Here is a 23,033-nt window from a genome sequence, read left to right on the forward strand (position 1 = left end):
GGTGACCGCGCGACTGGCCGGGGCCGCGGACTGGCCGGAGGTCGCGGCCCTGCGGCACCGGGTGTTCGTCGTCGAGCAGGGCGTGCCCGCCGAGATCGAGTCCGACGCCGCCGACGCCACCGCCGTGCACGCGCTGTCCCGCGACGACGCCGGGCGGGTGGTCGCCGTGGGCCGCCTGGTCGAGCGGGAGGGCCGGTGGGTGGTCGGCCGGATGGCGGCCGACCCGTCGGTCCGCGGCCGCGGGCACGGCGCGGCGGTGCTCGCCCAGCTGCACCGCGCGGCCGTGGCACTCGGCGCCGCGGAGGTCGAGCTGCACGCCCAGCTGACCGCCCGCCGGTTCTACGAGCGGGCCGGCTACGTGGCGGTGGGGGAGCCCTACCAGGAGGCCGGCATCGCGCACGTCACGATGCGCCGTGTCCTCGGTGGGGAGCCCGCGGGCCCACCGTGAGGGAGTGGTCCTCGTCGCCGGACACGTTCTGTCAGACCCTCGGCGTACACACCGTCAGGTGCGAGGATCGGGGGAGTCCGGTCGGCGCACGCGACACCCCGCGCACGACCGCTCGAACGGCCTTCCCCGCCGGTCACCAGCCCCATCCGCCGTCCTGCCCGCACCCCGGTCAGGTCGTCGCGACCCGTGAGGAGCACACCCACCCGTGAGCAGCAGCACCCCGGCCGGCGAGAACTTCGTGCACCTGCACGTGCACACCGAGTACTCGATGCTCGACGGTGCCGCGAAGCTGCCCGAGCTCACCAAGGCCGCGGCCGCCGAGGGCATGCCGGCACTGGCGATGACCGACCACGGCAACGTGTTCGGCGCCTACGACTTCTACAAGCAGGCCAACGCCGCCGGGGTCAAGCCGATCATCGGCATGGAGGGCTACTACACGCCCGGATCCCGCTTCGACCGCGCCCCGTTCGAGTTCGGCGACAAGCTGATCGACGAGGAGGGCGACGGCGGGTCCAACCGCGGCAAGGCCGCCTACACCCACATGACGTTGCTGGCCCGCACCACCGAGGGCATGCACAACCTGTTCCGGCTCTCCTCGCTGGCCAGCCTCGAGGGCCAGTACCGCAAGCCGCGCTTCGACCGGGACCTCCTCGAGCGGTACGGCACGGGCCTCATCGCCACCACCGGGTGCCCGTCGGGCGAGGTCAACATGTGGCTGCGTGCCGGCAAGCAGGAGCGCGCCCGGCAGGCCGCGGCGGACTTCCAGGACATCTTCGGCAAGGAGAACTTCTACGCCGAGGTCATGGACCACGGTCTCAACATCGAGAAGAAGACCAAGCCGATGCTGCTGGAGATCGCCAGGGACCTCGGCATCCCGCTGCTGGGCACCAACGACCTGCACTACACCCACCGCGAGGACGCCGACGCGCACGACGCCCTGCTGTGCATCCAGACCGGCTCGCGGCTCAACGAGCCCAACCGCTTCAAGTTCAACGGCGACGGCTACTACCTGAAGTCCGCGGCGGAGATGCGGTCGTTGTTCTCCGAGACCCCCGAGGCGTGTGACAACACGCTGCTGGTCGCCGAGCAGTGCGAGGTGTCCTTCACCGAGGGCGCGGACCTGATGCCCCGGTTCCCGCTGCCCGAGGGCGAGGACGAGACCTCCTGGTTCGTCAAGGAGGTCGAGCGCGGGCTGCACAAGCGCTGGCCCGGTGGGGTCATCCCCGACCACGTGCGCAAGCAGGCCGACTACGAGGTCGGGATCATCGTCCAGATGGGCTTCCCGGGGTACTTCCTCGTGGTCGCGGACTTCATCAACTGGGCCAAGGACCAGGGCATCCGGGTGGGCCCGGGCCGTGGCTCGGCCGCCGGTTCCCTCGCCGCGTACGCCATGGGCATCACCGACCTCGACCCGCTGGCCCACGGCCTGATCTTCGAGCGCTTCCTCAACCCCGAGCGCGTCTCCATGCCCGACGTCGACATCGACTTCGACGAGCGCCGGCGCGGTGAGGTCATCCGCTACGTCTCGGAGAAGTACGGCGAGGAGCGGGTCAGCCAGATCGTCACCTACGGCACGATCAAGGCCAAGGCCGCGATCAAGGACGCCGCCCGGGTGCTGGACCGCCCCTACTCGGTGGGCGACGAGCTGACCAAGCTGATGCCCCCGGGCGTCATGGGCAAGGACATCCCGCTGTCGGGGATCTTCGACCCGAGCCACCCCCGCTACAAGGAGGCCTCGGAGTTCCGGGCCCGCTACGAGTCCGACCCCGGCGCCGCCGAGGTCGTGGACCAGGCCCGCAAGCTGGAGGGCCTCAAGCGCCAGTGGGGCGTGCACGCCGCCGGCGTCATCATCGGCCGCTTCCCGCTCATCGACAGCGTCCCGATCATGCGGCGGGAGTCCGACGGCGCGGTCATCACGCAGTTCGACTACCCGACCTGCGAGACCCTCGGCCTGCTGAAGATGGACTTCCTGGGCCTGCGGAACCTCACCGTCATCGACGACGCGCTGCGCAACATCATCACCAACGGCAAGGACCCCGTCGACCTCGACGAGATCAGCAAGGACCTCACCGACCCGAACACCTACGCCCTGCTCTCCCGCGGGGACACCCTGGGCGTCTTCCAGTTCGACGGCGGCCCGATGCGGGCGCTGCTGCGGCTGATGCGCCCGGACAACTTCGAGGACATCTCCGCGGTCGGTGCGCTCTACCGACCGGGCCCGATGGGTGCCAACTCGCACACCAACTACGCGCTGCGCAAGAACGGCCAGCAGGAGATCGTCCCGATCCACCCGGAGCTCGCGGAGTCCCTGGAGGAGATCCTCGGCCAGACCTACGGCCTGATCGTCTACCAGGAGCAGGTCATGGCGATCGCGCAGAAGGTCGCCGGGTACTCCCTGGGTACCGCCGACCTGCTGCGCCGCGCGATGGGCAAGAAGAAGAAGTCCGTGCTGGACGCCGAGTACGTCGGCTTCGAGGCCGGCATGAAGGCCAACGGCTACTCCGCCGCGGCGGTCAAGACGCTGTGGGACATCCTGGTCCCCTTCGCCGACTACGCCTTCAACAAAGCGCACTCGGCGGCCTACGGGCTGGTGTCCTACTGGACGGCCTACCTCAAGGCCAACTACCCCGCCGAGTACATGGCCGGGCTGCTGACCAGCGTGGGCGACGACAAGGACCGCCGGCCGGTGTACCTGGCCGAGTGCCGCCGGATGGGCATCAAGGTGCTCCCGCCCGACGTCAACGAGTCCTCCTGGGACTTCACCGCCGTCGGCAACGACGTGCGCTTCGGCCTGGCCTCGGTGCGCAACGTCGGGCACAACGTCGTGGACTCGATCCGCCGGGCCCGGGAGGAGAAGGGCGCCTTCCGCGACTTCTCCGACTTCATGCGCAAGATCGACACGGTCGCCTGCAACAAGAAGGTCATCGAGTCCCTGGCCAAGGCCGGCGCCTTCGACTCCCTGGGCCACTCCCGGCAGGGGATCGCGGCGATCCACGTGCAGGCCGTGGACTCCGCGATGGGCCTCAAGCGCAAGGAGGCCGAGGGACAGTTCGACCTGTTCGGCGGCGGCGACCTCGGCGCCGACGACCCGCTGAACGCGGCCCTGGACATCGCCATCCCGACCGCGGACTGGTCCAAGTCCGAGCGGCTGGTCTTCGAGCGCGACATGCTGGGCCTCTACGTCTCCGACCACCCGCTGCACGGCGTGGAGCACGTGCTCACCAGCCACGCGGACACCGCGCTGGCCGAGATCATCTCCGGCGGGGTCGAGGACGGCGCCAACGTCACCGTGGCCGGCATCCTCACCGCGGTGTCGCCGCGGACGAACAAGCAGGGCGCGCCCTGGGCGATCGCCACCATCGAGGACCTCGAGGCCGGCATCGAGGTGCTCTTCTTCCCCAAGACCTGGGTCGAGGTGCAGGACAAGGTGGCCCGCGACCAGATCGTCGTGGTCAAGGGCCGCATCTCCCGCCGGGACGACACCCCGTCGTTGTTCGGCTCCGAGGTGACCGTCCCCGAGCTGACCGAGGGCCCGCGCGGGCCGGTGCTGGTCTCCATGCCCGCCGCCCGGTGCACCCCGCCGGTGGTCGAGCGGCTGCGTGAGGTGCTGGGCAGCCACCCCGGGACGACGGAGGTGCAGCTCAAGCTGGTCAACGGCCAGCGCGAGACCGTGCTGCGGCTGGCCGAGGGCCTGCGGGTCCGCCCCAGCACCGCGTTGATGGGCGACATCAAGGCACTGCTCGGGCCCACCAGCGTGGCGCTGCTGTGAGCCTGTCCGCCGACGGTCCGGGCGCGGCCGCACCGGTCCCGGCCACACCGCCGGCAGCTGTGCCGGCAGCCGTGCCGGTGGGGGTGCCGGGCCTGCGCGGCAGCCGCGACGACGCCTCGGTCGGGCTGCGGGTGGTCCTGGCGCTGCTGGTGCTGGGCGCGCTCGCCGGGCTGGTCTGGGTGTGGCTGGCGCCCCGGGTGGACTTCCGGGTCACCTCCACCGACGGCGGCGTCGAGGTCGTCGGCGGCGGGCTGGTCAGCCCCGAGCTGTTCATGAGCGACGACGGCGTCTACGTGCTGGTGCTGGCCGCGCTCGGCCTCCTGGCCGGGCTCGTCGGCTGGTTCGTCCTCCGCGCCCGGCGCGGGGTGGTGCTGCTGTCCTGCCTGGCCGGCGGCATGCTGCTGGCCTCCCTCGCCGCGTGGCAGGTGGGGGCGCTGCTGGGCCGTGGGCCCACCGCCGACCAGCTGGCCACCGTGGGCACCGTCGTGACCACCGCGGTCGACCTCAACGCGCTGGCCGCGCTCGCCGTGGGCCCGTTCACCGCGGTCGTGGTCTACCTGGTCGCCACCGTGCTCACCTCACGCGACGACCTGGGCCGCGCCGACCCGGCCGACCCTGCCGCCCCGTCGTACCCCGGCGCGGCCTCGTCGTCCGGCGGCCACGTGACCGGTGACCAGCCGTGGACAGGCGGTCCGCCCACAGCACCAGGGCCGATCACGCCGCCCGGGACCACCCAGCCCCGCTGACCGGGGCCGCGACCAGGCACCACACCGCCGCGCGACCGTGCGCCGTGCCGAGATCGCAGGACGGGCCCGGTGGCACGCCTGACGGCGGCGTGTCTCCGTGCCCGTCCTGCGATCTCGGCGGCCGAGCGGATCAGGCAGCGGGCGCCCGGCTCAGTTCGGGGTCAGGGGTCCGGCGAACTGCTGCAGCGGCACCGGCACCGCGCCCAGCTCGCGCAGGATCGTGAGCTCCCGGCGCAGGAGCCGGGACTCCGCGGCCAGCCGGCGCCGGGTGGCCGACTCGGCCAGCAGCGACTGGCGGTCCTCGGTGGTCAGCAGCGCGGCCGAGGCCACCAGGTAGGACAGCCCGCGGGCGTCGTCGCCGACCTGGCGGAGCAGTGCGGCGGTCTCCGAGCCGGCCTGCCCGAGGTCGTCGTCGCCGTCCAGGCCCAGGTCGGCCAGCAGCTCGGCGTCCTCCTCGTCGGCGTCCAGCCCGCCGCGCAGCGCCGCGACCTCGGTCACGTAGCGGGCGAACAGGTCCGAGACGCTGCGCACCAGCACCGACAGGGAGCCGCGGGCCACGGAGCTGACGACCTCGTCGGAGGCGGTGTCCGGCGGGGTGAGCCCGTCGGCGTCGCCGGCGGCCTCCTCGGCGGCCTCCTCCTCCTGCAGCCACTCGACCTCGGCCTGCAGGTAGGGCGGGTCGTCCCCGACCACGACGTCCAGCAGCCGGAACCGGTCGGCGCCGACCGTGACGATCCGGTAGCCGCCGTCTGCCTGCGGGGTGACCGCCCGCAGCACGGCGGTGCAGCCCACGTCGAAGAGCGCCTCGGCGGGCGCGACGCGTTCGACCTCCCAGCCCTGCCTGATGGCGACGACGCCGAAGGAGCGCGGACGCCGGGGGTCCGTGGAGGACGCCAGGTCGGCGACCAGCCGGCGGTAGCGCGGTTCGAAGATCTGCAGCGGCAGCACGACGCCGGGGAACAGGGGGCTGCTCAACGGGAACAACGGGATCAGCTCGCCCACGGGAGCAGACCCTACGGGTGCACCGGCCGGTGGGCGGCCTCTGCGCGCAACTACCCTGGGACGTCCCGTCCGTCGTCCGAGGAGAACTCCGTGCTCACCCGCATCGACCTGCGTGGATCCGACCTGCCGGGGCTGCGTGAGCTCAGTGGTCTGCTGCCGCGCGCGGCGACCGACATCGACGCCGTGCTGGCCACCGTCCGCCCGCTGTGCGAGGACGTCCGCCTGCGTGGGGCCGTCGCCGTCCGGGAGATCACCGCCCGCCTGGACGGCGTGGACGCCGAGGACTTCGCCGTCCCGCAGTCCGCCCTCGACGAGGCCCTGGCCACCTGCGACCCCGCGCTGCGCGCGGCTCTGGAGGAGGCGGTCCGGCGGGTGCGCAAGGTGCACGCCGACCAGCGCCGCACCGACGTGACCACCGACGTCGTCCCCGGCGGCACGGTGACCGAGCGCTGGGTCCCGGTGCGCCGGGTGGGTCTGTACGTCCCGGGTGGGCTGGCGCCGCTGCTGTCCAGCGTGGTGATGAACGTGGTGCCCGCGCAGATCGCCGGCGTCGAGTCCATCGCGGTGGCCACCCCGCCCCAGCGCGACAACGGCGGGCTGCCCGACGCCGGGGTGCTGGCCGCGTGTGCGCTGCTGGGGGTCACCGAGGTGTACGCCGTCGGTGGAGCCCAGGCGATCGCCGTCTTCGGCTACGGGGCCGGGTCCTGCGAGCCGGTCGACCTGGTCACCGGCCCGGGCAACGTCTACGTCACCGCCGCCAAGCGCCTGCTCCGCGGGCTGATCGGCATCGACAGCGAGGCCGGCCCCACCGAGGTCGCGGTCCTCGCCGACGACACCGCCGACCCGGTGCACGTCGCCGCCGACCTGATCAGCCAGGCCGAGCACGACCCGCTGGCCGGCGCCGTGCTGGTCACCACCAGCGAGGCCCTCGCCGACGCCGTGCTCGAGCTGGTGCCCGGTCAGGTGGCGGCCACCAAGCACTCCGACCGGATCGACACCGCCCTCGCCGGCGCCCAGTCCGGCGTCGTCCTGGTCGACGACCTGGAGGCCGGCCTGGCCGTCGTGGACGCCTACGCCGCCGAGCACCTGGAGATCCAGACCCGGGACGCCCGGGCCGTGGCCATGCGGGTCCGCAACGCCGGCGCGGTCTTCGTCGGCCCGTGGTCGCCGGTGAGCCTGGGCGACTACGCCGCCGGGTCCAACCACGTGCTGCCCACCGGCGGGTGCGCCCGGCACTCCAGCGGGCTGTCCGTGCAGACCTTCCTGCGCGGCATCCACCTCATCGAGTACGACGAGGCCGCGCTGGCCGAGATCGCCCCGCACGTCGACGTGCTCGCCCACGCCGAGGACCTGCCCGCGCACGCCGCGGCGGTGGCGGTGCGGCAGCGGTGACCTCGCTCGACGACCTGCCGCTGCGGCCCGAGCTGCGCGGCAAGACGCCCTACGGCGCCCCGCAGGTCCCGGCCGCGCACCGGCTGAACACCAACGAGAACCCGCACCCGCTGCCCGACGGGCTGCTCGCCGACCTCGGCGCGGCCCTGGGGACGGCGGCGCTGGGTCTCAACCGCTACCCCGACCGGGACGCGATCGCGCTGCGCACCGACCTGGCCACCTACCTGACCCGGGTGTCGGGGGAGACGGTGGAGGTCCCGCAGGTGTGGGCGGCCAACGGCTCCAACGAGATCCTGCAGCAGGTGCTGCAGACCTTCGGCGGCGCCGGCCGCACGGCCCTGGGCTTCACCCCGTCCTACTCGATGCACCCGCTCATCACCGCCTCCACCGGCGGGTCCTGGGTCGACGGGCACCGCCGGGCGGACTTCACGATCGACGTCGACGAGGCCGTCGCGCAGGTCCGCGAGGTGCGGCCCGACGTCGTCTTCGTCACCAGCCCGAACAACCCGACCGGCACCGCGGTCGCGCTGGACACGGTCACCGCCCTGTACGAGGTGACCGAGGGCGTGCTCGTGGTGGACGAGGCCTACGCCGAGTTCGCCCGGCCGGGCACGCCGTCCGCGCTGAGCCTGCTGCCCGGCCGCCCCCGGCTGGTCGTCAGCCGCACGATGAGCAAGGCGTTCGGGATGGCCGGGCTCCGGCTGGGCTACCTGGCCGCGGACCCCGCGGTCGTCGACGCGCTGCAGCTGGTGCGGCTGCCCTACCACCTGTCCAGCCTGACCCAGGCCGCGGCGCGGGCCGCGCTGGCGCACACCGACGAGCTGCTGGCCACTGTGGACGCCGTCAAGCACGAGCGGGACCGGATCGTGGCGGCCATGCCGGGGCTGGGCCTGACCACCGTGCCCAGCGACGCCAACTTCGTGCTCTTCGGCGGCTTCCCGGACGCCCCCGCCGTCTGGCAGTCGATGCTCGACCGGGGGGTGCTGGTCCGCGACGTGGGGCTGCCCGGCTGGCTGCGGGTGACCGCCGGCACCGCCGAGGAGACCGACGCCTTCCTCACCGCCCTGGGTGAGGTCGTCGCCGAGCACGGCCTGGGAGGATGACGACCATGACCCGCACCGCGCGCGTGGAGCGCACCACCAACGAGACGACCCTCGTGGTCGAGGTGGACCTGGACGGCACCGGCAAGGGCGACATCGCCACCGGTGTCGGCTTCTACGACCACATGCTCACCGCGCTGTCCAAGCACAGCGGCATCGACCTGACGGTCCGTGCCGACGGCGACCTGCACATCGACGCCCACCACACCGTCGAGGACGTCGCCATCGCCCTGGGTCAGGCCTTCGCCGAGGCGCTCGGGGACAAGCGCGGCATCACCCGCTACGGCGACGCCACGATCCCGATGGACGAGGTGCTGGTGCAGGCCGCCGTCGACCTGTCCGGCCGGCCGTACTTCGTGCACGCCGAGCCCGAGGGCATGACCCCGATGATCGGCCCGGACTACCCGACGTCGCTGACCAAGCACGTGCTGGAGAGCTTCGCGTTCAACGCCCGCATCTCGCTGCACGTGCGGGTGCTCTACGCCGGCCGGGACGCCCACCACATCGTGGAGGGCCAGTTCAAGGCCCTGGCCCGGGCGCTGCGCACCGCGGTGGCCCTGGACCCCCGCGTCACCGACGTGCCCAGCACCAAGGGCGCCCTCTAAGTGGGTTTCGCCTCCGGGCTGATCGTCATCGGCTGCTTCCTGCTGGGCGGCGCCTGGTCGATGTTCAAGGCCAACGACCCGGAGAAGGGCCGCACGGGCGGACAGTGGTTCGTCGTCGTCGTGCTGCTCGTCGCGGCCGGGCTGGCCATCGCCTCGGGCGTGCTGCGCTACTACTGAGGGGCAGCGCCGAGCCGGCTCGCGAAGGCCTCCGCGGTCTCCAGCTGGCGGCGCAAGCCGGCGACCCGCTCGGCCGCGGCCTCCCGGAAGGCGGCCAGCCGGTCGGGTGGGCCGCCGGCGTCCAGCACCTCCAGCAGCTCGCGCATCTCCTCCAGGGAGAACCCCAGCGGCTTCATCTGCATGATCACCCGCAGCCGCTCGACGTCGGTCTCGACGTACAGCCGGAAGCCGCCGTCCGAGCGGGCCGAGGGCACGGCGAGGCCGACCTCCTCGTAGTGGCGGATGGTCCGCAGCGACAGCCCGATCCGCTCGGCGACCTCGCCGATCTGCATGGTGCCCGGCTCGCGCATCAGTGCCCGCCGCCCAGCCGGCCAGCCAGCCGCTGGTGGTAGTGCCCGGTCTCGTCGGTGAGCCCGACGATCTCCACCGTCGTCCCGCGGGTGGCGTACTTGTGCTCGATCGCATCGAGGACGGCGACGCTGGAGGCGTCCCACACGTGGGCGCCGGTGAGGTCGACGACGACGCGGGCGGGGTCGGAGGCGTAGTCGAACTGGCCGACCAGGTCGTTGGTGGAGGCGAAGAAGAGCGCCCCGCGGACGACGTAGGTGCGTGCGCCGTCGACGACGTCCCCACCGGTGACGGTGACCAGGTGCGCGACCCGGCGGGCGAAGAGGACGCAGGCGGTGAGCACGCCGACGCCTACGCCGATGGCCAGGTTGTCGGTGGCCAGCACGACGGCGACGGTCACCAGCATCACCGCGGTCTCGCTGCGGGGCATGCGGTGGATGGTGCGCAGGCTGTGCCAGTCGAAGGTCGCGATGGAGACGAAGACCATGACGGCGACCAGGGCGGCCATCGGGATCACCGCGACGAGGTCGCCGAGGACGAGGACCAGGACCAGCAGGAACACCCCGGCCAGGAACGTGGAGACCCGGGTCCGTGCGCCGGAGCGGACGTTGATCATGGTCTGGCCGATCATGGCGCAGCCGCCCATGCCGCCGGAGAAGCCGGTGACGAGGTTGGCGATGCCCTGGCCGACCGACTCGCGGGTCTTGGAGGAGGGGGTGTCGGTGATCTCGTCGACGAGCTTGGCGGTCATCAGCGACTCCATCAGCCCGACCAGGGCGATGCCCAGCGCGTAGGGGGCGATGATCGACAGCGTCTCGGTGGAGAACGGCACGTCGGGCAGCAGCAGGCCGGGCAGGCTGGTGGGCAGCTCGCCCTGGTCCCCGACCGTGGGGACGTCGATGCCGGCGGCGACCGCGGCGGCGGTGAGCACCACGATGGCGACCAGCGGGGCCGGGACGACGGTGGTCAGCCGCGGCAACCCGAAGATGATCACGAGTCCGACCGCGGCCATCGGGTAGACCAACCACGGGACGTCGACCAGCTGCGGCACCTGGGCGGCGAAGATCAGGATCGCCAGGGCGTTGACGAAGCCGACCATCACGCTGCGCGGGACGAAGCGCATGAGCCGGGCGACGCCGATCAGGCCGAGCACCACCTGGAGCACCCCGCCCAGCAGCACGGCGGCGATCAGGTACTGGAGGCCGTGCTCGGCGACCAGTGGGGCGATGACCAGCGCGATGGCGCCGGTGGCCGCGGAGACCATGGCCGGGCGCCCGCCGACGACGGCGATGGTGACGGCCATGGTGAAGCTGGCGAACAGCCCGACGCGGGGGTCGACGCCGGCGATGATGGAGAAGCTGATCGCCTCGGGGATGAGGGCGAGGGCCACGACGAGGCCCGCGAGCACCTCGATGCGCAGCTGGCGGGGGTCCTTGAGGGCGGCGAGCCAGCCCGGGGTGCGGGCAGGGCGCAGGGCAGTGGTGGTCATGGCACCGTTCCGGTCGTGGAGCTGGGGGAGTGGGCCGCACCGCGCAGTCGCGGGGCCGAGTCGGGGCAGACCCTACCCTCACGTGAGAGGAGGGTGTCGGACGAGCGGCGGTTCCTGGACCTCGTGCTGGCCGACCCGACCGTCGCCTCGGTGCTGGACCGGGCGGGCGAGCTGGAGCTGCCCGACGCCTGGCTGACCGCCGGGGTGCTCTTCCAGGCGGCCTGGAACGGGCTGGCCGGCCGACCGCCCGGCGCCGGCGTCCGCGACGCCGACCTCTTCTACTTCGACCCCGACCTCACCTGGGAGGCCGAGGACGCGGTCATCCGGCGGGCCGCCACGGTGTTCGCCGGCAGCCCGGTGCCCGTCGAGGTGCGCAACGAGGCCCGGGTGCACCTCTGGTACGCCGACCACTTCGACGCCCCGGCCCCGCGGCCGTTCACCGACTGCCGGGACGCCATCGACCACTTCGCCGCGGTCTGCTGCTGCGTGGGGGTCTCGGTGTCGACCCGCGAGGTGTACGCGCCGCACGGCCTCGCCGACCTCCTCGGCCTCGTCGTCCGGCCGAACCCGGGGAGCCCGGCGCCCCGGCACGTCTACGAGGCCAAGGCCGCCCGCTGGCAGGCGGAGTGGCCCGCCCTGACCGTGCTGCCCTGGGCGTGAGCGCGGCCGGTGGCGCGGGCTGGGTAGCGTGGGAGGGGTGAAGAAGGTCGTCGTCCTGGACTACGGATCGGGCAACCTGCGCTCGGCCGAACGCGCGCTCGCCCGGGTGGGTGCCGACGTGACGGTGACCGCGGACCCGCACGCCGCGATGGAGGCCGACGGTCTCGTCGTCCCCGGGGTGGGCGCCTACGCCGCCTGCATGGCCGGGCTCCGCGCCGTGGACGGCCCCAAGGTCATCGGCAAGCGGCTGGCCGGCGGCCGACCGGTGCTGGGCATCTGCGTGGGCATGCAGGTGCTCTTCGAGCGCGGCGTCGAGCACGGCCAGGACACCGAGGGCTGCGCCGAGTGGCCCGGGGTCGTCGAGGCACTGCAGGCCCCGGTGCTGCCGCACATGGGCTGGAACACCGTGCAGGCCCCCGCGGGCACCCGGCTGTTCGCCGGCATCGAGGACCAGCGCTTCTACTTCGTGCACTCCTACGGCGTCCGGGAGTTCCCGCTGGAGCACGCCGACACCGGGCCGCTGACCCCGCCGGCGGTCACCTGGGCCGAGCACGGCGACCGGTTCGTCGCCGGGGTCGAGAACGGCGCGCTCAGCGCCACCCAGTTCCACCCGGAGAAGTCCGGGGACGCCGGCGCCGCGCTGCTGACCAACTGGCTCGCCACCGTCTGAGCACGGGACGGCGGCGGCGCGGGCCCTAGGGTGACCCGCACCACCACCACGTCCCCGGAGGTCCCGTGCGTCCCGACGGCCTGACCGGCTCGCGGCCGGCGGGGCTCCTCGCCGTCCTGCTGCTGTCCGCGCTCACCCTGCTCGGCGTGCTGTCGGTGCAACCGCCGGACCCCGAGCCGGCGGACGCCCCGGCGACGGGGTTCAGCGCCGCCCGGGCCTTTGAGCAGGTCCGGTGGATCGCGGCCGAGACCCACGTGACCGGCAGCGCGGCCAACGACCGGGTGCGTGAGCGGCTGGTGGACACCCTCACCGACCTGGGCCTCGACGTCCGGGTGCAGGACACGATCGGGATGAACCCCGACGGGCCTGGCGAGGTGGAGGCCGCGCGGGTGCGCAACGTGGTCGCGGTGCTGCCCGGCAGCGACCCCACCGGCCGGCTCTTCCTGGTCGCCCACCACGACTCGGTGGAGACCGGCCCCGGCGGCAACGACGACGCGGCCGGCGTCTCCAGCATCCTGGAGACCGTCCGGGCGCTGACCGAGGGCCCGCAGCTGCGCAACGACGTGGTCGTGGTCCTCACCGATGCCGAGGAGGCCTGCCTCTGCGGCGCGGAGGCCTTCGTCTCCCGGGACGAGCTGGCCCGCGACGGCGGGGTGGTGCTCAACAACGAGGCCCGCGGCACCGGCGGCCCGCCCGTCACCTTCGAGACCTCGCTGGGCAACAGCGCGCTGGCCGGGGTGTACGGCGAGACCGCCGTGCACCCGGTCGCGACCAGCTTCGCCGTCGAGGTCTACCGGCTGCTGCCCAACGACACCGACTTCTCCCCGTTCCTGGACGCCGGCCGGTTCACCGGGCTCAACACGGCCTGGATCGACGGGTCCGCGGCCTACCACACCGCCCAGGACACCCCGGCCTCGATGGACACCGGCAGCCTGCAGGCGATGGGGGACAACACCCTCGCCCTGGCCCGGTCGCTGGGGGCCGCCGACCTGGACGACCTGGGGCGGCCGTCGGCGTCGGACGCCACCTACTTCCCGGTGCTCGGGCAGCTGGTGTCCCTGCCCGGCTGGTCGGTGTGGCCGCTGGCCGGGGGAGCGGCGGTCGCCGTCCTCGCGCTGGGTCTGGTCGCCCACCGCCGGGGGACGACGACCACCCCGCGCCTGCTGCTGGGCGCCGCGGCCGGGCTGGTCCCGCTGGTGCTGGCCCCGCTGGCCGCACAGGGGCTGTGGGCCCTGCTGGTCGCCGTCCGGTCGGGCTACGCCGGGATGACCGACCCGTGGCAGCCGGGCTGGTACCGGGCCGGCGTCGTCGCGCTGGTGCTGGCCGTGCTGCTCACCTGGTACGTGCTGCTGCGCCGGCGGCTGGGCGCCGTCCCGCTGGCGGTGGGCGGCCTGGTCTGGCTGGCCGTGCTCGGCCTGGTGCTGGCCGCGCTGGCCCCGGGTGGCTCCTACCTGGCCGCGGTGCCCGCGCTGGCGGCCGCGGTCGCCGGCTTGGTCGCCCTGCTCGCCCCCCGGCTGGCGCTGCCCGCGCTCGTGGTCGGCGGCGCCGTCGGGGTGCTGGTGCTCGCGCCCACCGTCGTGCTCTTCTTCCCGGCGCTGGGCCTGGCCACCGGCGGCGCGCCCGCGTTGTTCGCCGTGCTGCTCGGTCTGGCGCTGCTGCCGGTGCTGGAGCTGCTCCTCCCCCGGGAGCGCCGCGGTCTGCCGGTGCCGCTGACCGCCCTGGTGGCGGCCGTCGCGCTGGTGGTCACCGGGCTGGTCGTCGACCGGTTCGACGCCGCCCGTCCGATCCCGACGCAGCTGATGTACGCCCTGGACGCCGACACCGGCCAGGCCTGGTGGGTGTCCACCGAGGTGCACCCGCAGGACTGGACGCGCGCCTACCTGGACGGGAGCCAGGCCGACCTGGCAGAGGCGTTCCCGGTGCTGCCGGAGGGCGCGGCCACCGGGCCCGCCCAGGCCGCGGACCTGCCCGCGCCCGAGGTCACCGCCGTGCGGGACGGGGACGAGGTCACCGTTCGGATCGCCCCGCGGCGCGACGCCCGGCTGGTCGTGCTCCGGCTGGCGGGGGTCACCTCGGTGGACGCCGCGGCCGTCGAGGGCCGCGACGTCCCCGCGGAGTCCCTGGGCGCCGACCACCTCACGGTCACCGTGCACGCCCCGCCCGCCGACGGCGTGGACGTGGTCCTCCGGGTGACCGGTGCAGGCCCGGTGACGGTGCGGGCCGTCGACGGCAGCGACGGCATCAGCGAACTGCCCGGCTTCGTGGCCCGGCCCGACGACGTCGGGGTGGCCGGGTCGCACACCTCGGACCTGCTCGTCGTCGGCACGACCGTCACCGTGGACTGACGGCCCTCACTGCAGCGGGAACGGGGGCTGCAGCCACCACGGGGACTCGACCAGCTCCACCTTCGTCACCCACTTGACCCACCAGACGCCGCGCCGGTCCGGGGCGACCAGGCGGACCGGGGCGCCGTGCCCGACCGACAGCGGCCGACCGGCGGCCGAGGTGGCCAGCAGGGTGGTGGTCGCGTCCCGGACCGGGATGCGCCGCCGGTAGCCGGTCACCGAGGTGACCTCGATGCTGTGGCCGGCGTCGGTGAGGACGTCGGCGCCGAACCGGTCGGTGAACAGCCGCGCCAGGGTGGTGCCGCCCCAGTCCTGGGTGGCGTACCAGCCGCCGGTGCAGTCCAGCAGGGCCCGAACCGTGTCCTGCCCGGCGAGGTCGGCGACGGCGACCCGCTCGCTGCGCCCACCGGCGACGACCTGGACGTCCGTGCCCACCGACTGCGGCACGGTGTCGCTGGCCCACTGGGTGACCGGCATGGCGGTGGGCTCGTCGGTCCCGCGCTCCAGGGAGCCGGTGTCCCGACGGTCAGCGCCCGGGGTGCCGGTGGCCCGCCAGACCGCCTCGCCGGCGCCCCACAGCGCCAGCGACCCGGCAGCCAGGGCGCCGGTGCGCACCAGCACCCGCCGGTCCAGGTCGGTGGGGCGCGGGCGCTGGTGTCGGCCCCACACGTGCGCCACGAGGACGACGACCAGCACGATCGTGGCGCCCACGTGCACCTGCAACGCGGCGACCGGGGTGCCCGAGGTCGCCCAGATGCCGGCCGCGCCGGCGGAGTGCAGCACGCCGCTGACCAGCACCACGGCGACCAGACCGGTCGACCACCAGGCCGCCGACGGGGCCCGCAGGACCGCCGGACGACGCCGGGCGCGGCGGACCACGACGGTCTTCCAGGGCAGGAGCAGCAGCAGGCCCAGCCCGGCGGCGCCGTGCGCGACGGCGATGACCCGGCCGGCGGTCGGCGTCCCGACGGCGAAGCCGAGCACCCCGGTGCCGCCGGCGACCAGCAGCAGGCCCAGCAGTGCCAGGTTGGTGCGCCGGCCGGCCCGGGCCGGCAGGGCGCGGGTCCAGCCGGAGCTGCCCGTCCCGTCGCCGTCCACCGGCCCAGTGTGCGCAGGTCGGCTCACCAGCGGCCGCGGTGCACGACCTCGTCGGTCCCGCGCCGCCCCCGGCGCAGTGACGGTGAGCGCCGGTCGTCGGGGCCGGGGTACCCGATGGAGAGGCACCCGACGGGGGAGTGGGCGTCCGGGACGCCGAACGCCGCCCGCAGGCCCGCGACCCGCTCGGGCGGCACCCCGAAGAAGCAGGCGCCCAGGCCCTCGTCCACCGCGGTGAGCAGCATCAGCAGGGAGGCCATGCCGGTGTCCACGTCCCAGTACGGGACCGGCCAGCGGGACTCGTCCCGGTCGGTCCAGCCCTTGTCCGGTTCGGCGTACCGGTCCAGGTAGGCGGCCTTGTGGCTGAACGGGACCACCAGCAGCGGGGCCCGGCGCATCCGGGTCAGCCAGCCGTCGGGTGTGCCGGCGCCGGTGGTCGCGGCCCAGAAGGCGTCCCGTTCGGCGGCGCTCTCCAGCACCAGGAAGGCCCAGCCCTGGCTGAACCCGGCACTGGGCGCCCGGATCGCGTGTTCGAGCAGCCGGTCCCGCACCTCGGGCGGCACCGGGCGGTCCGGGTCGTAGTCACGGACCATCCGGCGGCGGCGCACGACTTCGCTGAACTCCACACCCCGGGACCCTGCCCGACAGGTCCGACAGTCGTGTCGGAGGGCTTCCCTAGGCTGTGCACGTGCCCACGCTGCAGCTCCTGCCCGCCGTCGACGTCGCCGACGGCCTCGCCGTCCGTCTGGTCCAGGGGGAGGCCGGCAGCGAGACCTCCTACGGCGACCCGCTGGAGGCCGCCCGCACCTGGCAGCGCGACGGTGCGCAGTGGGTGCACCTGGTCGACCTGGACGCCGCCTTCGGCCGCGGCTCCAACCGCGACCTGCTCGCCCGCGTCGTCGGCGAGCTCGACGTGGACGTGGAGCTCTCCGGCGGCATCCGCGACGACGCCTCCTTGGAGGCCGCGCTGGCCACCGGCTGCCGCCGGGTCAACCTGGGCACCGCCGCGCTGGAGAGCCCCGAGTGGTGCGCCCGGGCGATCGCCGAGCACGGCGACCGGATCGCCGTCGGCCTCGACGTGCGCGGCACCCGGCTGGCCGCCCGCGGCTGGACCCGCGAGGGCGGTGAGCTGTACGAGACCCTCGCCCGCCTGGACGCCGAGGGCTGCGCCCGCTACGTAGTCACCGACATCACCAAGGACGGCACGCTGAAGGGCCCGAACCTGGACCTGCTGCGCGAGGTCTGCGCCGCCACCGACCGCCCGGTGATCGCCTCCGGTGGGGTGTCCTCGCTGGCCGACATCCGCGCGCTGGCCGGGCTGGCCGACATCGGCGTCGAGGGCGCCATCGTGGGCAAGGCCCTGTACGCGGGGCAGTTCACGCTGCCCGAGGCGCTCGCGCTGACCGCCGAGGTCGCACCGGCGTGAGCGTGCAGCGGCTGGGCTCCGGCAGCCCGTGGGAGGACGTCGTCGGCTACTCCCGCGTGGTCCGGGCCGGCGAGCTGGTGTGGGTCAGCGGCACCACCGGCACCCGGGACGGCGTCCTGGTCGAGGGCGGGGCCGCCGAGCAGACCCGGCAGGCGCTGGCCAACGTGGTGGCCGCCCTGGAGCGGGTCGGTGCGAGCGCGGCCGACGTGGTCCGCACGAGGCTGTACGTCACCGACATCGCGCAGTGGGGGGAGGTCGGACGGGTGCACGGGGAGTTCTTCGGCGCCGCCCGGCCGGCCACCGCGATGGTGGAGGTCAGCGCGCTGATCGACCCGGCGATGCTCGTCGAGGTCGAGGCGGACGCCTGGGTGGCCCCGTGAGCCTGGCCGTGCGGGTCATCCCGTGCCTGGACGTCGACGCCGGCCGGGTGGTCAAGGGCGTGAACTTCGTCGACCTGCGCGACGCCGGCGACCCGGTGGAGATGGCCCGGGTCTACGACGCCGAGGGCGCCGACGAGCTGACCTTCCTGGACATCACCGCCTCCTCGGGGGACCGGGCCACCACCTACGACGTGGTGCGCCGGACCGCCGAGAGCGTCTTCATCCCGCTCACCGTCGGCGGTGGCGTGCGCAGCCCCGACGACGTGGACAAGCTGCTGCGGGCCGGCGCGGACAAGGTCGCGGTCAACACCGCCGCCGTCGCCCGGCCGGAGCTGATCAGCGAGATCGCCGACCGCTACGGCAACCAGGTGCTGGTGCTCTCGTTGGACGCCCGCCGGTGCCAGGACGGCGCGGTCACCGACTCCGGCTTCGAGATCACCACCCACGGCGGGCGCCGCGGCACCGGCCGGGACGCCGTCGAGTGGGTCGTCGAGGCCGCTCGGCTGGGGGTCGGTGAGGTGCTGCTCAACTCGATGGACGCCGACGGCACCCGCGCCGGCTTCGACACCGAGCTGATCGGGGCGGTCCGCCGTGAGGTGACCGTGCCGGTCATCGCCAGCGGGGGAGCAGGCTCGGTCGACCACTTCGCCCCGGCCGTGGAGGCCGGCGCCGACGCGGTGCTGGCCGCCAGCGTCTTCCACTTCGGCGACATGCGGATCGGCGACGTCAAGCAGGCCCTCGATGCCGCCGGCGTCCCGATCCGGCACGAGGCCGACCGGCCGCTGCGCGACTGAACCCGGCGCCGGGTCGACACGTCGACACCTCGACAGGACGACCCGACACCCGAGGACCGGGGTGCCCGCTCAGGCCCGGGTGACCTCCACCCGCGCCACGGCATCCCGGCCACCGGCCCACAGCAGCAGCTCCAGCGGCTCGCCGGTCACCGTGGTCAGCGGCTGCCCCGACCGCACGGTCCTGGACGCCCCGGTGTCGCTGCGGCGCAGTTCGAGACCGCCCTCGTGGGAGCGGGTCCGGGCCATGAAGCCGACCTGGCCCCACAGGACGTCCTGCGCCGAGCGGGGCAGGGCGCGCGGGGTCCAGTCGGGCTGGGCCCGTCGGACGTCCTCGTGGTGGACCGTCATCTCGGCGGTGTTGAGCACCGCGTCGACCGGGCCCCACGCCGTCGGCAGCAGGGCCGGCGGGCCGCTGCGCAGCTTCTCCAGCAGCTCCGGCCACGGCGTCTCCAGCTTCGTGCGGGCCGCGACCCGCTCGGTCCAGCGACCGAACGGCCCGCCGAGGACGGCGCCGGGGGCGGTGTCGGGACGCCGGTCCCGGATGACGAGGTGGGTGGCCAGGTCGGCGGTCGTCCAGCCCTCGCAGCAGGTGGGTCGGTCGGGGCCCAGCTCGGTGAGCAGGTCGGCGAGCGCGGCGCGCTCGGTCCGGGACAGGGGTGCGGGGGAGTCGCTCACCAGCCCGTTCTACCGGGTCGGTCGGCGCCGGGCGCGGGGAACGAAAAGCGCGTAGCCGAGGTAAGGACCCCGAGTAGGCTCAGCCGACACCCAGCAGCACCACCCGAGGGAGACGCGTGCCCCCGCGCAGCACCAGTCCCGCCCCCGCTCCCGCCCCGGAGCAGGTCACCACCCCCACGCCCGAGAACGCCCCTCCCTCCGCCGTCCCGGCCGGACGGACCCGCACCGGCGACGTCACCGTCCGCAGCGAGCGGGAGCAGAAGAAGGTCGTCCGCCGCGGCTTCCGGCACGTGGCCAAGGCCGTCCGCGAGCAGCCGGGCATGTTCACCCTCGCCGTGCTGGGCAGCAGCCTGTACGGCGCCATGACCGTGGCCAGCGCCTACGTCATCGGCGGCATCACCGAGCGCCTGGTGCTGCCCAGCTTCGAGCGCGGCTCGGTCACCGCCGGGGCGCTGTGGCTGGCCACGCTGGCCATCCTCGGCGTCGCCGTCCTCAAGATCGTCGGGATCATCGGCCGCCGGCTCTTCGCCGGGATCATGAGCTTCCGGCTGCAGGCCGAGTACCGGCGCCGGGTCACCGGGCAGTACCTGCGGCTCCCGCTGTCCTGGCACCAGCGCCACCCCACCGGCCAGCTGCTGTCCAACGCCAACTCCGACGTCGAGGCCAGCTGGTTCTTCGTCGCCCCGCTGCCCTTCGCCTGCGGTGCGATCGTCATGGTGGTCATCACCGTGGTCGCACTGTTCCTCACCGACCCGCTGCTGGCCGTCGTCGGGCTGGTCGTCTTCCCGCTGGTCTTCCTGGCCAACGCCGTCTACTCCCAGGTGATGAGCCCGCGGATGGCCCGCGCGCAGCAGCTGCGCGCCGAGGTCTCCGAGATCGCCCACGAGTCCTTCGACGCCGCCCTCGTGGTCAAGACGCTGGGCCGGGAGGCCGCCGAGACCGAGCGCTTCGGCGTCCGTGCCGACGAGCTGCGCGACGGCCTGGTCGCCGTCGGCCGGGTCCGTGGGCTGTTCGACCCGATGATGGAGGCGCTGCCCAACCTGGGCACCCTCGCCGTCCTGCTGGTCGGGGCCGACCAGGTCGCCACCGGGTCCACCAACGCCGGCGACCTGGTCTCCATCGCCTACCTGTTCACCCTGCTCGCGCTGCCGATCCGGGCCATCGGCTGGGTCCTCGCCGACCTGCCCCGCGCACTGGCCGGCTACGACCGGGTCGCCCCGGTCCTGGCGGCCGAGGGGGAGACCCCCCACGGCCCGGACGCCGCCGCCGGCGGCCCCACCGGTGCCGGGGTCGGCGTCCGCGCTGTCGACTTCGGGCACACCGACGCCGACGGGCGGACCAACCGCGTCCTGCACGGGGTCACCTTCGACGTCGAGGCCGGCCGCACCGTCGCCGTCGTCGGCCCCACCGGCTCGGGCAAGTCCACGCTGGCCGGGCTGCTGGTCCGGCTGGTCGACCCGCACTCCGGCGAGGTCCTGCTGGACGGCGTCGACGTGCGCAGCCTGCGTGAGGGCGAGGTCTCCACCCAGGCGGCCTTCGTCGCCCAGGGCACCTTCCTCTTCGACGACACCGTCCGCGGCAACATCACCCTGGGCGCCGACATCGGCGACGACGAGGTGCACGCCGCACTGCGCGTCGCCGCCGCCGAGGACTTCGTCGACCGGCTGCCCGAGGGCCTGGACACCCGCGTCGGTGAGCGCGGCGCCAGCCTGTCCGGCGGCCAGCGTCAGCGCCTGGCCCTGGCCCGCGCCGTCGTCCGCCGGCCCCGGCTGCTGGTCATGGACGACGCCACCAGCGCCGTGGACCCCAGCGTCGAGGCGCGGATCCTGGACGCCCTGCGCAGCACCGACCAGCCGGCGACCGTGGTCGTGGTCGCCTACCGGCAGGCCACCATCTCGCTGGCCGACGAGGTCGTGTGGATCGACCGCGGCCGGCTCGTGGCCCGCGGCAGCCACGCCGAGCTGCTGGCCCAGGTGCCCGGCTACGCGCGGCTCGTCCAGGCCTACCAGCCACCGGACGCCGTCACCGCCGCCGAGCCCGAGCCCGCCGGGGCCCAGGCGTGACCGCCGTCGCCGAGCCCGCCACCGGGCTCACCGAACGGCCCACCGAGACCGCCACCGCCACGCTGCGGCGCGGCCTGCGGATGATGCCGGAGTTCCGCCGCGGTCTGCCCGCCACCTTCGCCCTCGCCCTGCTCGCCACCGCCGGCCGGGTCGTCGTCCCGATCGCGGTGCAGCAGACCCTGGACCGCGGTCTGGGTGCCGCCGGCGGCCCGGACATCCCGCTGGTCCGCGAACTCGTCGCGGTCTGCGCGCTGGTCGTGCTGGTCACCGCGGTCGCGGTCTACCGGATGAACGTCCGGCTCTTCCGCACCACCGAGACCGCGCTGGCCAACCTGCGGGTGCGCGCCTTCCGGCACGTGCACGACCTCTCCGTGCTGCACCAGCAGGGCGAGCGCCGCGGCAACCTGGTCTCCCGGGTCACCAGCGACGTCGACCAGCTGTCGGTCTTCATGCAGTGGGGCGGTGTGCTCGGCCTGGTCAGCCTGGGCCAGCTCGTCGTCGCCACCGTGGTCATGGCCGTCTACTCCTGGCAGCTGACCCTGCTGGTGCTGGTCTGCTTCATCCCGCTGGGCTTCGCGGTCAAGTGGTTCGCCAAGCGGCTGGCCGCGGTCTACGGCGTCGTCCGCGAGCGGGTCGGCGACGTGCTGGCCGCGGTCGGGGAGTCCGTCGTCGGCGCCCCCACCGTGCGCGCCTACGGCATCCGCGGCCGCACCGCCGCCCGGATCGACGCCGCCATCGACCGGCACTACCGGGCCTCGGTGCAGGCCCAGAAGACCACCGCCGGGGTGTACGTCAGCGGCGAGTTCGTCGCCGCCGTCGCCAACGCCGCGGTGGTCGTGGTCGGAGTGCTGCTGGGCATCGGGGGCCAGATCTCGGCCGGCACCCTGATCGCCTTCCTCTTCCTGGTCACCCTCTTCGTCGCACCCGTCCAGACCGCCAGCGAGGTGCTCAACGAGGCGCAGAACGCCGTCGCCGGGTTCCGCCGGGTCCTCGACGTGCTGGACACCGAGCCCGACGTCCAGGACCCGGTCGACGGCCGGGCGCTCCCCGAGGGGCCGCTGGGCGTCCGGTTCTCCCACGTCGTCTTCCGCTACGCCCCGGGCGCCCGCCCGGCCCTGGACGACGTCGACCTGGAGATCGCCCCGCGCACCCGGGTCGCCGTCGTGGGCGAGACCGGCTCGGGCAAGACCACCTTCGCCAAGCTGCTCACCCGGCTGATGGACCCCAGCTCCGGCCGGGTGCTGGTCGGCGGCGTGCCGCTGGCGGAGATCGCGTTCGCCTCGCTGCGCGAGCGCGTGGTGATGGTCCCCCAGGACGGGTTCCTCTTCGACGCCTCGGTGGCCGACAACGTCCGCTACGGCAAGCCCGGGATGACCGACGCGCACGTCGCCGCCGCCTTCGACGAGCTGGGTCTGGGTGACTGGGTGGAGGGCCTGACCGACGGCGTGGCGACGGCGGTCGGGCAGCGCGGGGAGTCGTTGTCGGCGGGGGAGCGGCAGCTGGTCGCCGTCGCCCGCGCCTACGTCGCCGACCCCGACCTGCTGGTGCTGGACGAGGCCACCAGCGCCGTCGACCCGGCGACCGAGGCCCGGCTCACCCGGGCCCTGGACACCCTCACCAGCGGTCGGACGACGATCACCATCGCGCACCGGCTGTCCACCGCCGAGCGGGCCGACGAGGTGCTGGTCGTGGACGCCGGCCGGGTCGTGCAGCGGGGCACGCACGCCGAGCTGGTCGACGCACCGGGGGTCTACGCCGGGCTGCACGCCTCCTGGCGCCGGTCGTCGGGGGCCGCCCGCACGCCGGCCTGACACCGCTCGTCGCCGTCGACGGCCGCCCTCCCGTGCGC

21 protein-coding genes are annotated in these 23,033 nt (G+C 74.2%); 15 read left to right on the forward strand and 6 right to left on the reverse strand.

The window, feature by feature from the left end; all coding sequences use genetic code 11:
• The first annotated feature begins 1 nt into the window (after position 1).
• The 3 genes from ASG41_RS19625 to ASG41_RS19635 all read left to right on the forward strand — a co-directional run bounded on the left by ASG41_RS19625 (position 2) and on the right by ASG41_RS19635 (position 4,963).
• Positions 2–448 carry a GNAT family N-acetyltransferase gene (locus ASG41_RS19625; RefSeq protein WP_056299322.1) on the forward strand — a complete coding sequence of 149 codons (447 nt, stop codon included), beginning with the start codon at positions 2–4 and terminating at the stop codon, positions 446–448.
• Between the two features lie 205 nt (positions 449–653).
• Positions 654–4,217 carry a DNA polymerase III subunit alpha gene (gene dnaE, locus ASG41_RS19630; protein ID WP_235564934.1) on the forward strand — a complete coding sequence of 1,188 codons (3,564 nt, stop codon included), beginning with the start codon at positions 654–656 and terminating at the stop codon, positions 4,215–4,217.
• Between the two features lie 59 nt (positions 4,218–4,276).
• The gene (locus ASG41_RS19635; RefSeq protein WP_235564935.1) at positions 4,277–4,963 is read left to right on the forward strand and encodes a hypothetical protein; all 687 of its coding nucleotides are present in this window, start codon (positions 4,277–4,279) and stop codon (positions 4,961–4,963) included.
• A 150-nt stretch (positions 4,964–5,113) separates the two neighbouring features.
• On the opposite strand, the gene ASG41_RS19640 is transcribed toward ASG41_RS19635, so the two are convergent.
• Positions 5,114–5,965: an LON peptidase substrate-binding domain-containing protein gene (locus ASG41_RS19640; protein ID WP_056299329.1), complete on the reverse strand. Its 852-nt coding sequence runs from the start codon at positions 5,963–5,965 to the stop codon at positions 5,114–5,116.
• Positions 5,966–6,055: 90 nt separating this feature from the next.
• Between ASG41_RS19640 and hisD the strand changes: the two genes are divergently transcribed.
• The 4 genes from hisD to ASG41_RS24365 are packed head-to-tail and all read left to right on the forward strand — an operon-like array spanning position 6,056 to position 9,239.
• Entirely contained in the window at positions 6,056–7,357 is a 1,302-nt protein-coding gene (gene hisD, locus ASG41_RS19645) for a histidinol dehydrogenase (RefSeq protein ID WP_056299333.1), read from the forward strand.
• On the forward strand, positions 7,354–8,460 hold the full coding sequence (locus ASG41_RS19650) for a histidinol-phosphate transaminase (RefSeq protein ID WP_056299335.1): 1,107 nt from the start codon (positions 7,354–7,356) through the stop codon (positions 8,458–8,460). The genes hisD and ASG41_RS19650 overlap by 4 nt, the downstream gene beginning before the upstream one ends.
• A gap of 5 nt (positions 8,461–8,465) precedes the next feature.
• Positions 8,466–9,062: an imidazoleglycerol-phosphate dehydratase HisB gene (gene hisB / locus ASG41_RS19655; RefSeq protein WP_056299785.1), complete on the forward strand. Its 597-nt coding sequence runs from the start codon at positions 8,466–8,468 to the stop codon at positions 9,060–9,062.
• The gene (locus ASG41_RS24365) at positions 9,063–9,239 is read left to right on the forward strand and encodes a hypothetical protein (RefSeq protein WP_200939142.1); all 177 of its coding nucleotides are present in this window, start codon (positions 9,063–9,065) and stop codon (positions 9,237–9,239) included.
• On the opposite strand, the gene ASG41_RS19660 is transcribed toward ASG41_RS24365, so the two are convergent.
• Entirely contained in the window at positions 9,233–9,589 is a 357-nt protein-coding gene (locus ASG41_RS19660) for a MerR family transcriptional regulator (protein ID WP_056299339.1), read from the reverse strand. The genes ASG41_RS24365 and ASG41_RS19660 overlap by 7 nt on opposite strands.
• On the reverse strand, positions 9,589–11,076 hold the full coding sequence (locus ASG41_RS19665; protein WP_056299341.1) for a SulP family inorganic anion transporter: 1,488 nt from the start codon (positions 11,074–11,076) through the stop codon (positions 9,589–9,591). The genes ASG41_RS19660 and ASG41_RS19665 overlap by 1 nt, the downstream gene beginning before the upstream one ends.
• 93 nt (positions 11,077–11,169) lie before the next feature.
• Here ASG41_RS19665 and ASG41_RS19670 point away from each other — a divergent pair, with 93 nt between their 5' ends.
• From ASG41_RS19670 to ASG41_RS19680, 3 genes are all read left to right on the forward strand, one after another.
• Positions 11,170–11,736 (forward strand): nucleotidyltransferase family protein, encoded by a 567-nt coding sequence (locus tag ASG41_RS19670; protein WP_056299344.1) that lies wholly within the window; start codon positions 11,170–11,172, stop codon positions 11,734–11,736.
• 37 nt (positions 11,737–11,773) lie between these two features.
• Entirely contained in the window at positions 11,774–12,406 is a 633-nt protein-coding gene (gene hisH / locus ASG41_RS19675) for an imidazole glycerol phosphate synthase subunit HisH (protein WP_056299347.1), read from the forward strand.
• A gap of 65 nt (positions 12,407–12,471) precedes the next feature.
• Entirely contained in the window at positions 12,472–14,751 is a 2,280-nt protein-coding gene (locus ASG41_RS19680; RefSeq protein WP_056299350.1) for a M28 family peptidase, read from the forward strand.
• A 6-nt stretch (positions 14,752–14,757) separates the two neighbouring features.
• Here the strand turns inward: ASG41_RS19680 and ASG41_RS19685 are convergent, their stop codons facing one another.
• Both ASG41_RS19685 and ASG41_RS19690 read right to left on the reverse strand, forming a co-directional pair.
• Positions 14,758–15,849, reverse strand: coding sequence for a molybdopterin-dependent oxidoreductase (locus tag ASG41_RS19685; protein WP_056299352.1), 1,092 nt, complete (start codon positions 15,847–15,849; stop codon positions 14,758–14,760).
• 23 nt (positions 15,850–15,872) lie between these two features.
• Positions 15,873–16,472 carry a nitroreductase family protein gene (locus ASG41_RS19690; RefSeq protein ID WP_056299356.1) on the reverse strand — a complete coding sequence of 200 codons (600 nt, stop codon included), beginning with the start codon at positions 16,470–16,472 and terminating at the stop codon, positions 15,873–15,875.
• A 62-nt stretch (positions 16,473–16,534) separates the two neighbouring features.
• Between ASG41_RS19690 and priA the strand changes: the two genes are divergently transcribed.
• Genes priA through hisF form a run of 3 tightly spaced genes read left to right on the forward strand, consistent with a single transcriptional unit; the run spans position 16,535 to position 18,446 of the window.
• Positions 16,535–17,272, forward strand: coding sequence for a bifunctional 1-(5-phosphoribosyl)-5-((5-phosphoribosylamino)methylideneamino)imidazole-4-carboxamide isomerase/phosphoribosylanthranilate isomerase PriA (gene priA, locus ASG41_RS19695; protein ID WP_056299789.1), 738 nt, complete (start codon positions 16,535–16,537; stop codon positions 17,270–17,272).
• The gene (locus ASG41_RS19700; protein ID WP_056299359.1) at positions 17,269–17,652 is read left to right on the forward strand and encodes a RidA family protein; all 384 of its coding nucleotides are present in this window, start codon (positions 17,269–17,271) and stop codon (positions 17,650–17,652) included. The genes priA and ASG41_RS19700 overlap by 4 nt, the downstream gene beginning before the upstream one ends.
• Complete coding sequence (hisF, locus tag ASG41_RS19705; protein ID WP_056299362.1) at positions 17,649–18,446, forward strand: imidazole glycerol phosphate synthase subunit HisF; 798 nt, start codon at positions 17,649–17,651, stop codon at positions 18,444–18,446. The genes ASG41_RS19700 and hisF overlap by 4 nt, the downstream gene beginning before the upstream one ends.
• Positions 18,447–18,515: 69 nt before the next feature.
• Here hisF and ASG41_RS19710 read toward each other — a convergent pair whose 3' ends face one another.
• Positions 18,516–19,121, reverse strand: a complete 606-nt coding sequence (locus ASG41_RS19710) for a TIGR03085 family metal-binding protein (RefSeq protein ID WP_056299365.1) — start codon at positions 19,119–19,121, stop codon at positions 18,516–18,518.
• 116 nt (positions 19,122–19,237) lie between these two features.
• Between ASG41_RS19710 and ASG41_RS19715 the strand changes: the two genes are divergently transcribed.
• Complete coding sequence (locus ASG41_RS19715; RefSeq protein WP_235564936.1) at positions 19,238–21,184, forward strand: ABC transporter ATP-binding protein; 1,947 nt, start codon at positions 19,238–19,240, stop codon at positions 21,182–21,184.
• Complete coding sequence (locus ASG41_RS19720; RefSeq protein ID WP_056299367.1) at positions 21,181–22,995, forward strand: ABC transporter ATP-binding protein; 1,815 nt, start codon at positions 21,181–21,183, stop codon at positions 22,993–22,995. Before ASG41_RS19715 ends, ASG41_RS19720 begins: the two co-directional genes overlap by 4 nt.
• Positions 22,996–23,033 lie beyond the last annotated feature (38 nt).

It is taken from the genome of Modestobacter sp. Leaf380, from assembly GCF_001424485.1.
In the GTDB taxonomy this organism is placed as follows: Bacteria; Actinomycetota; Actinomycetes; order Mycobacteriales; family Geodermatophilaceae; genus Klenkia.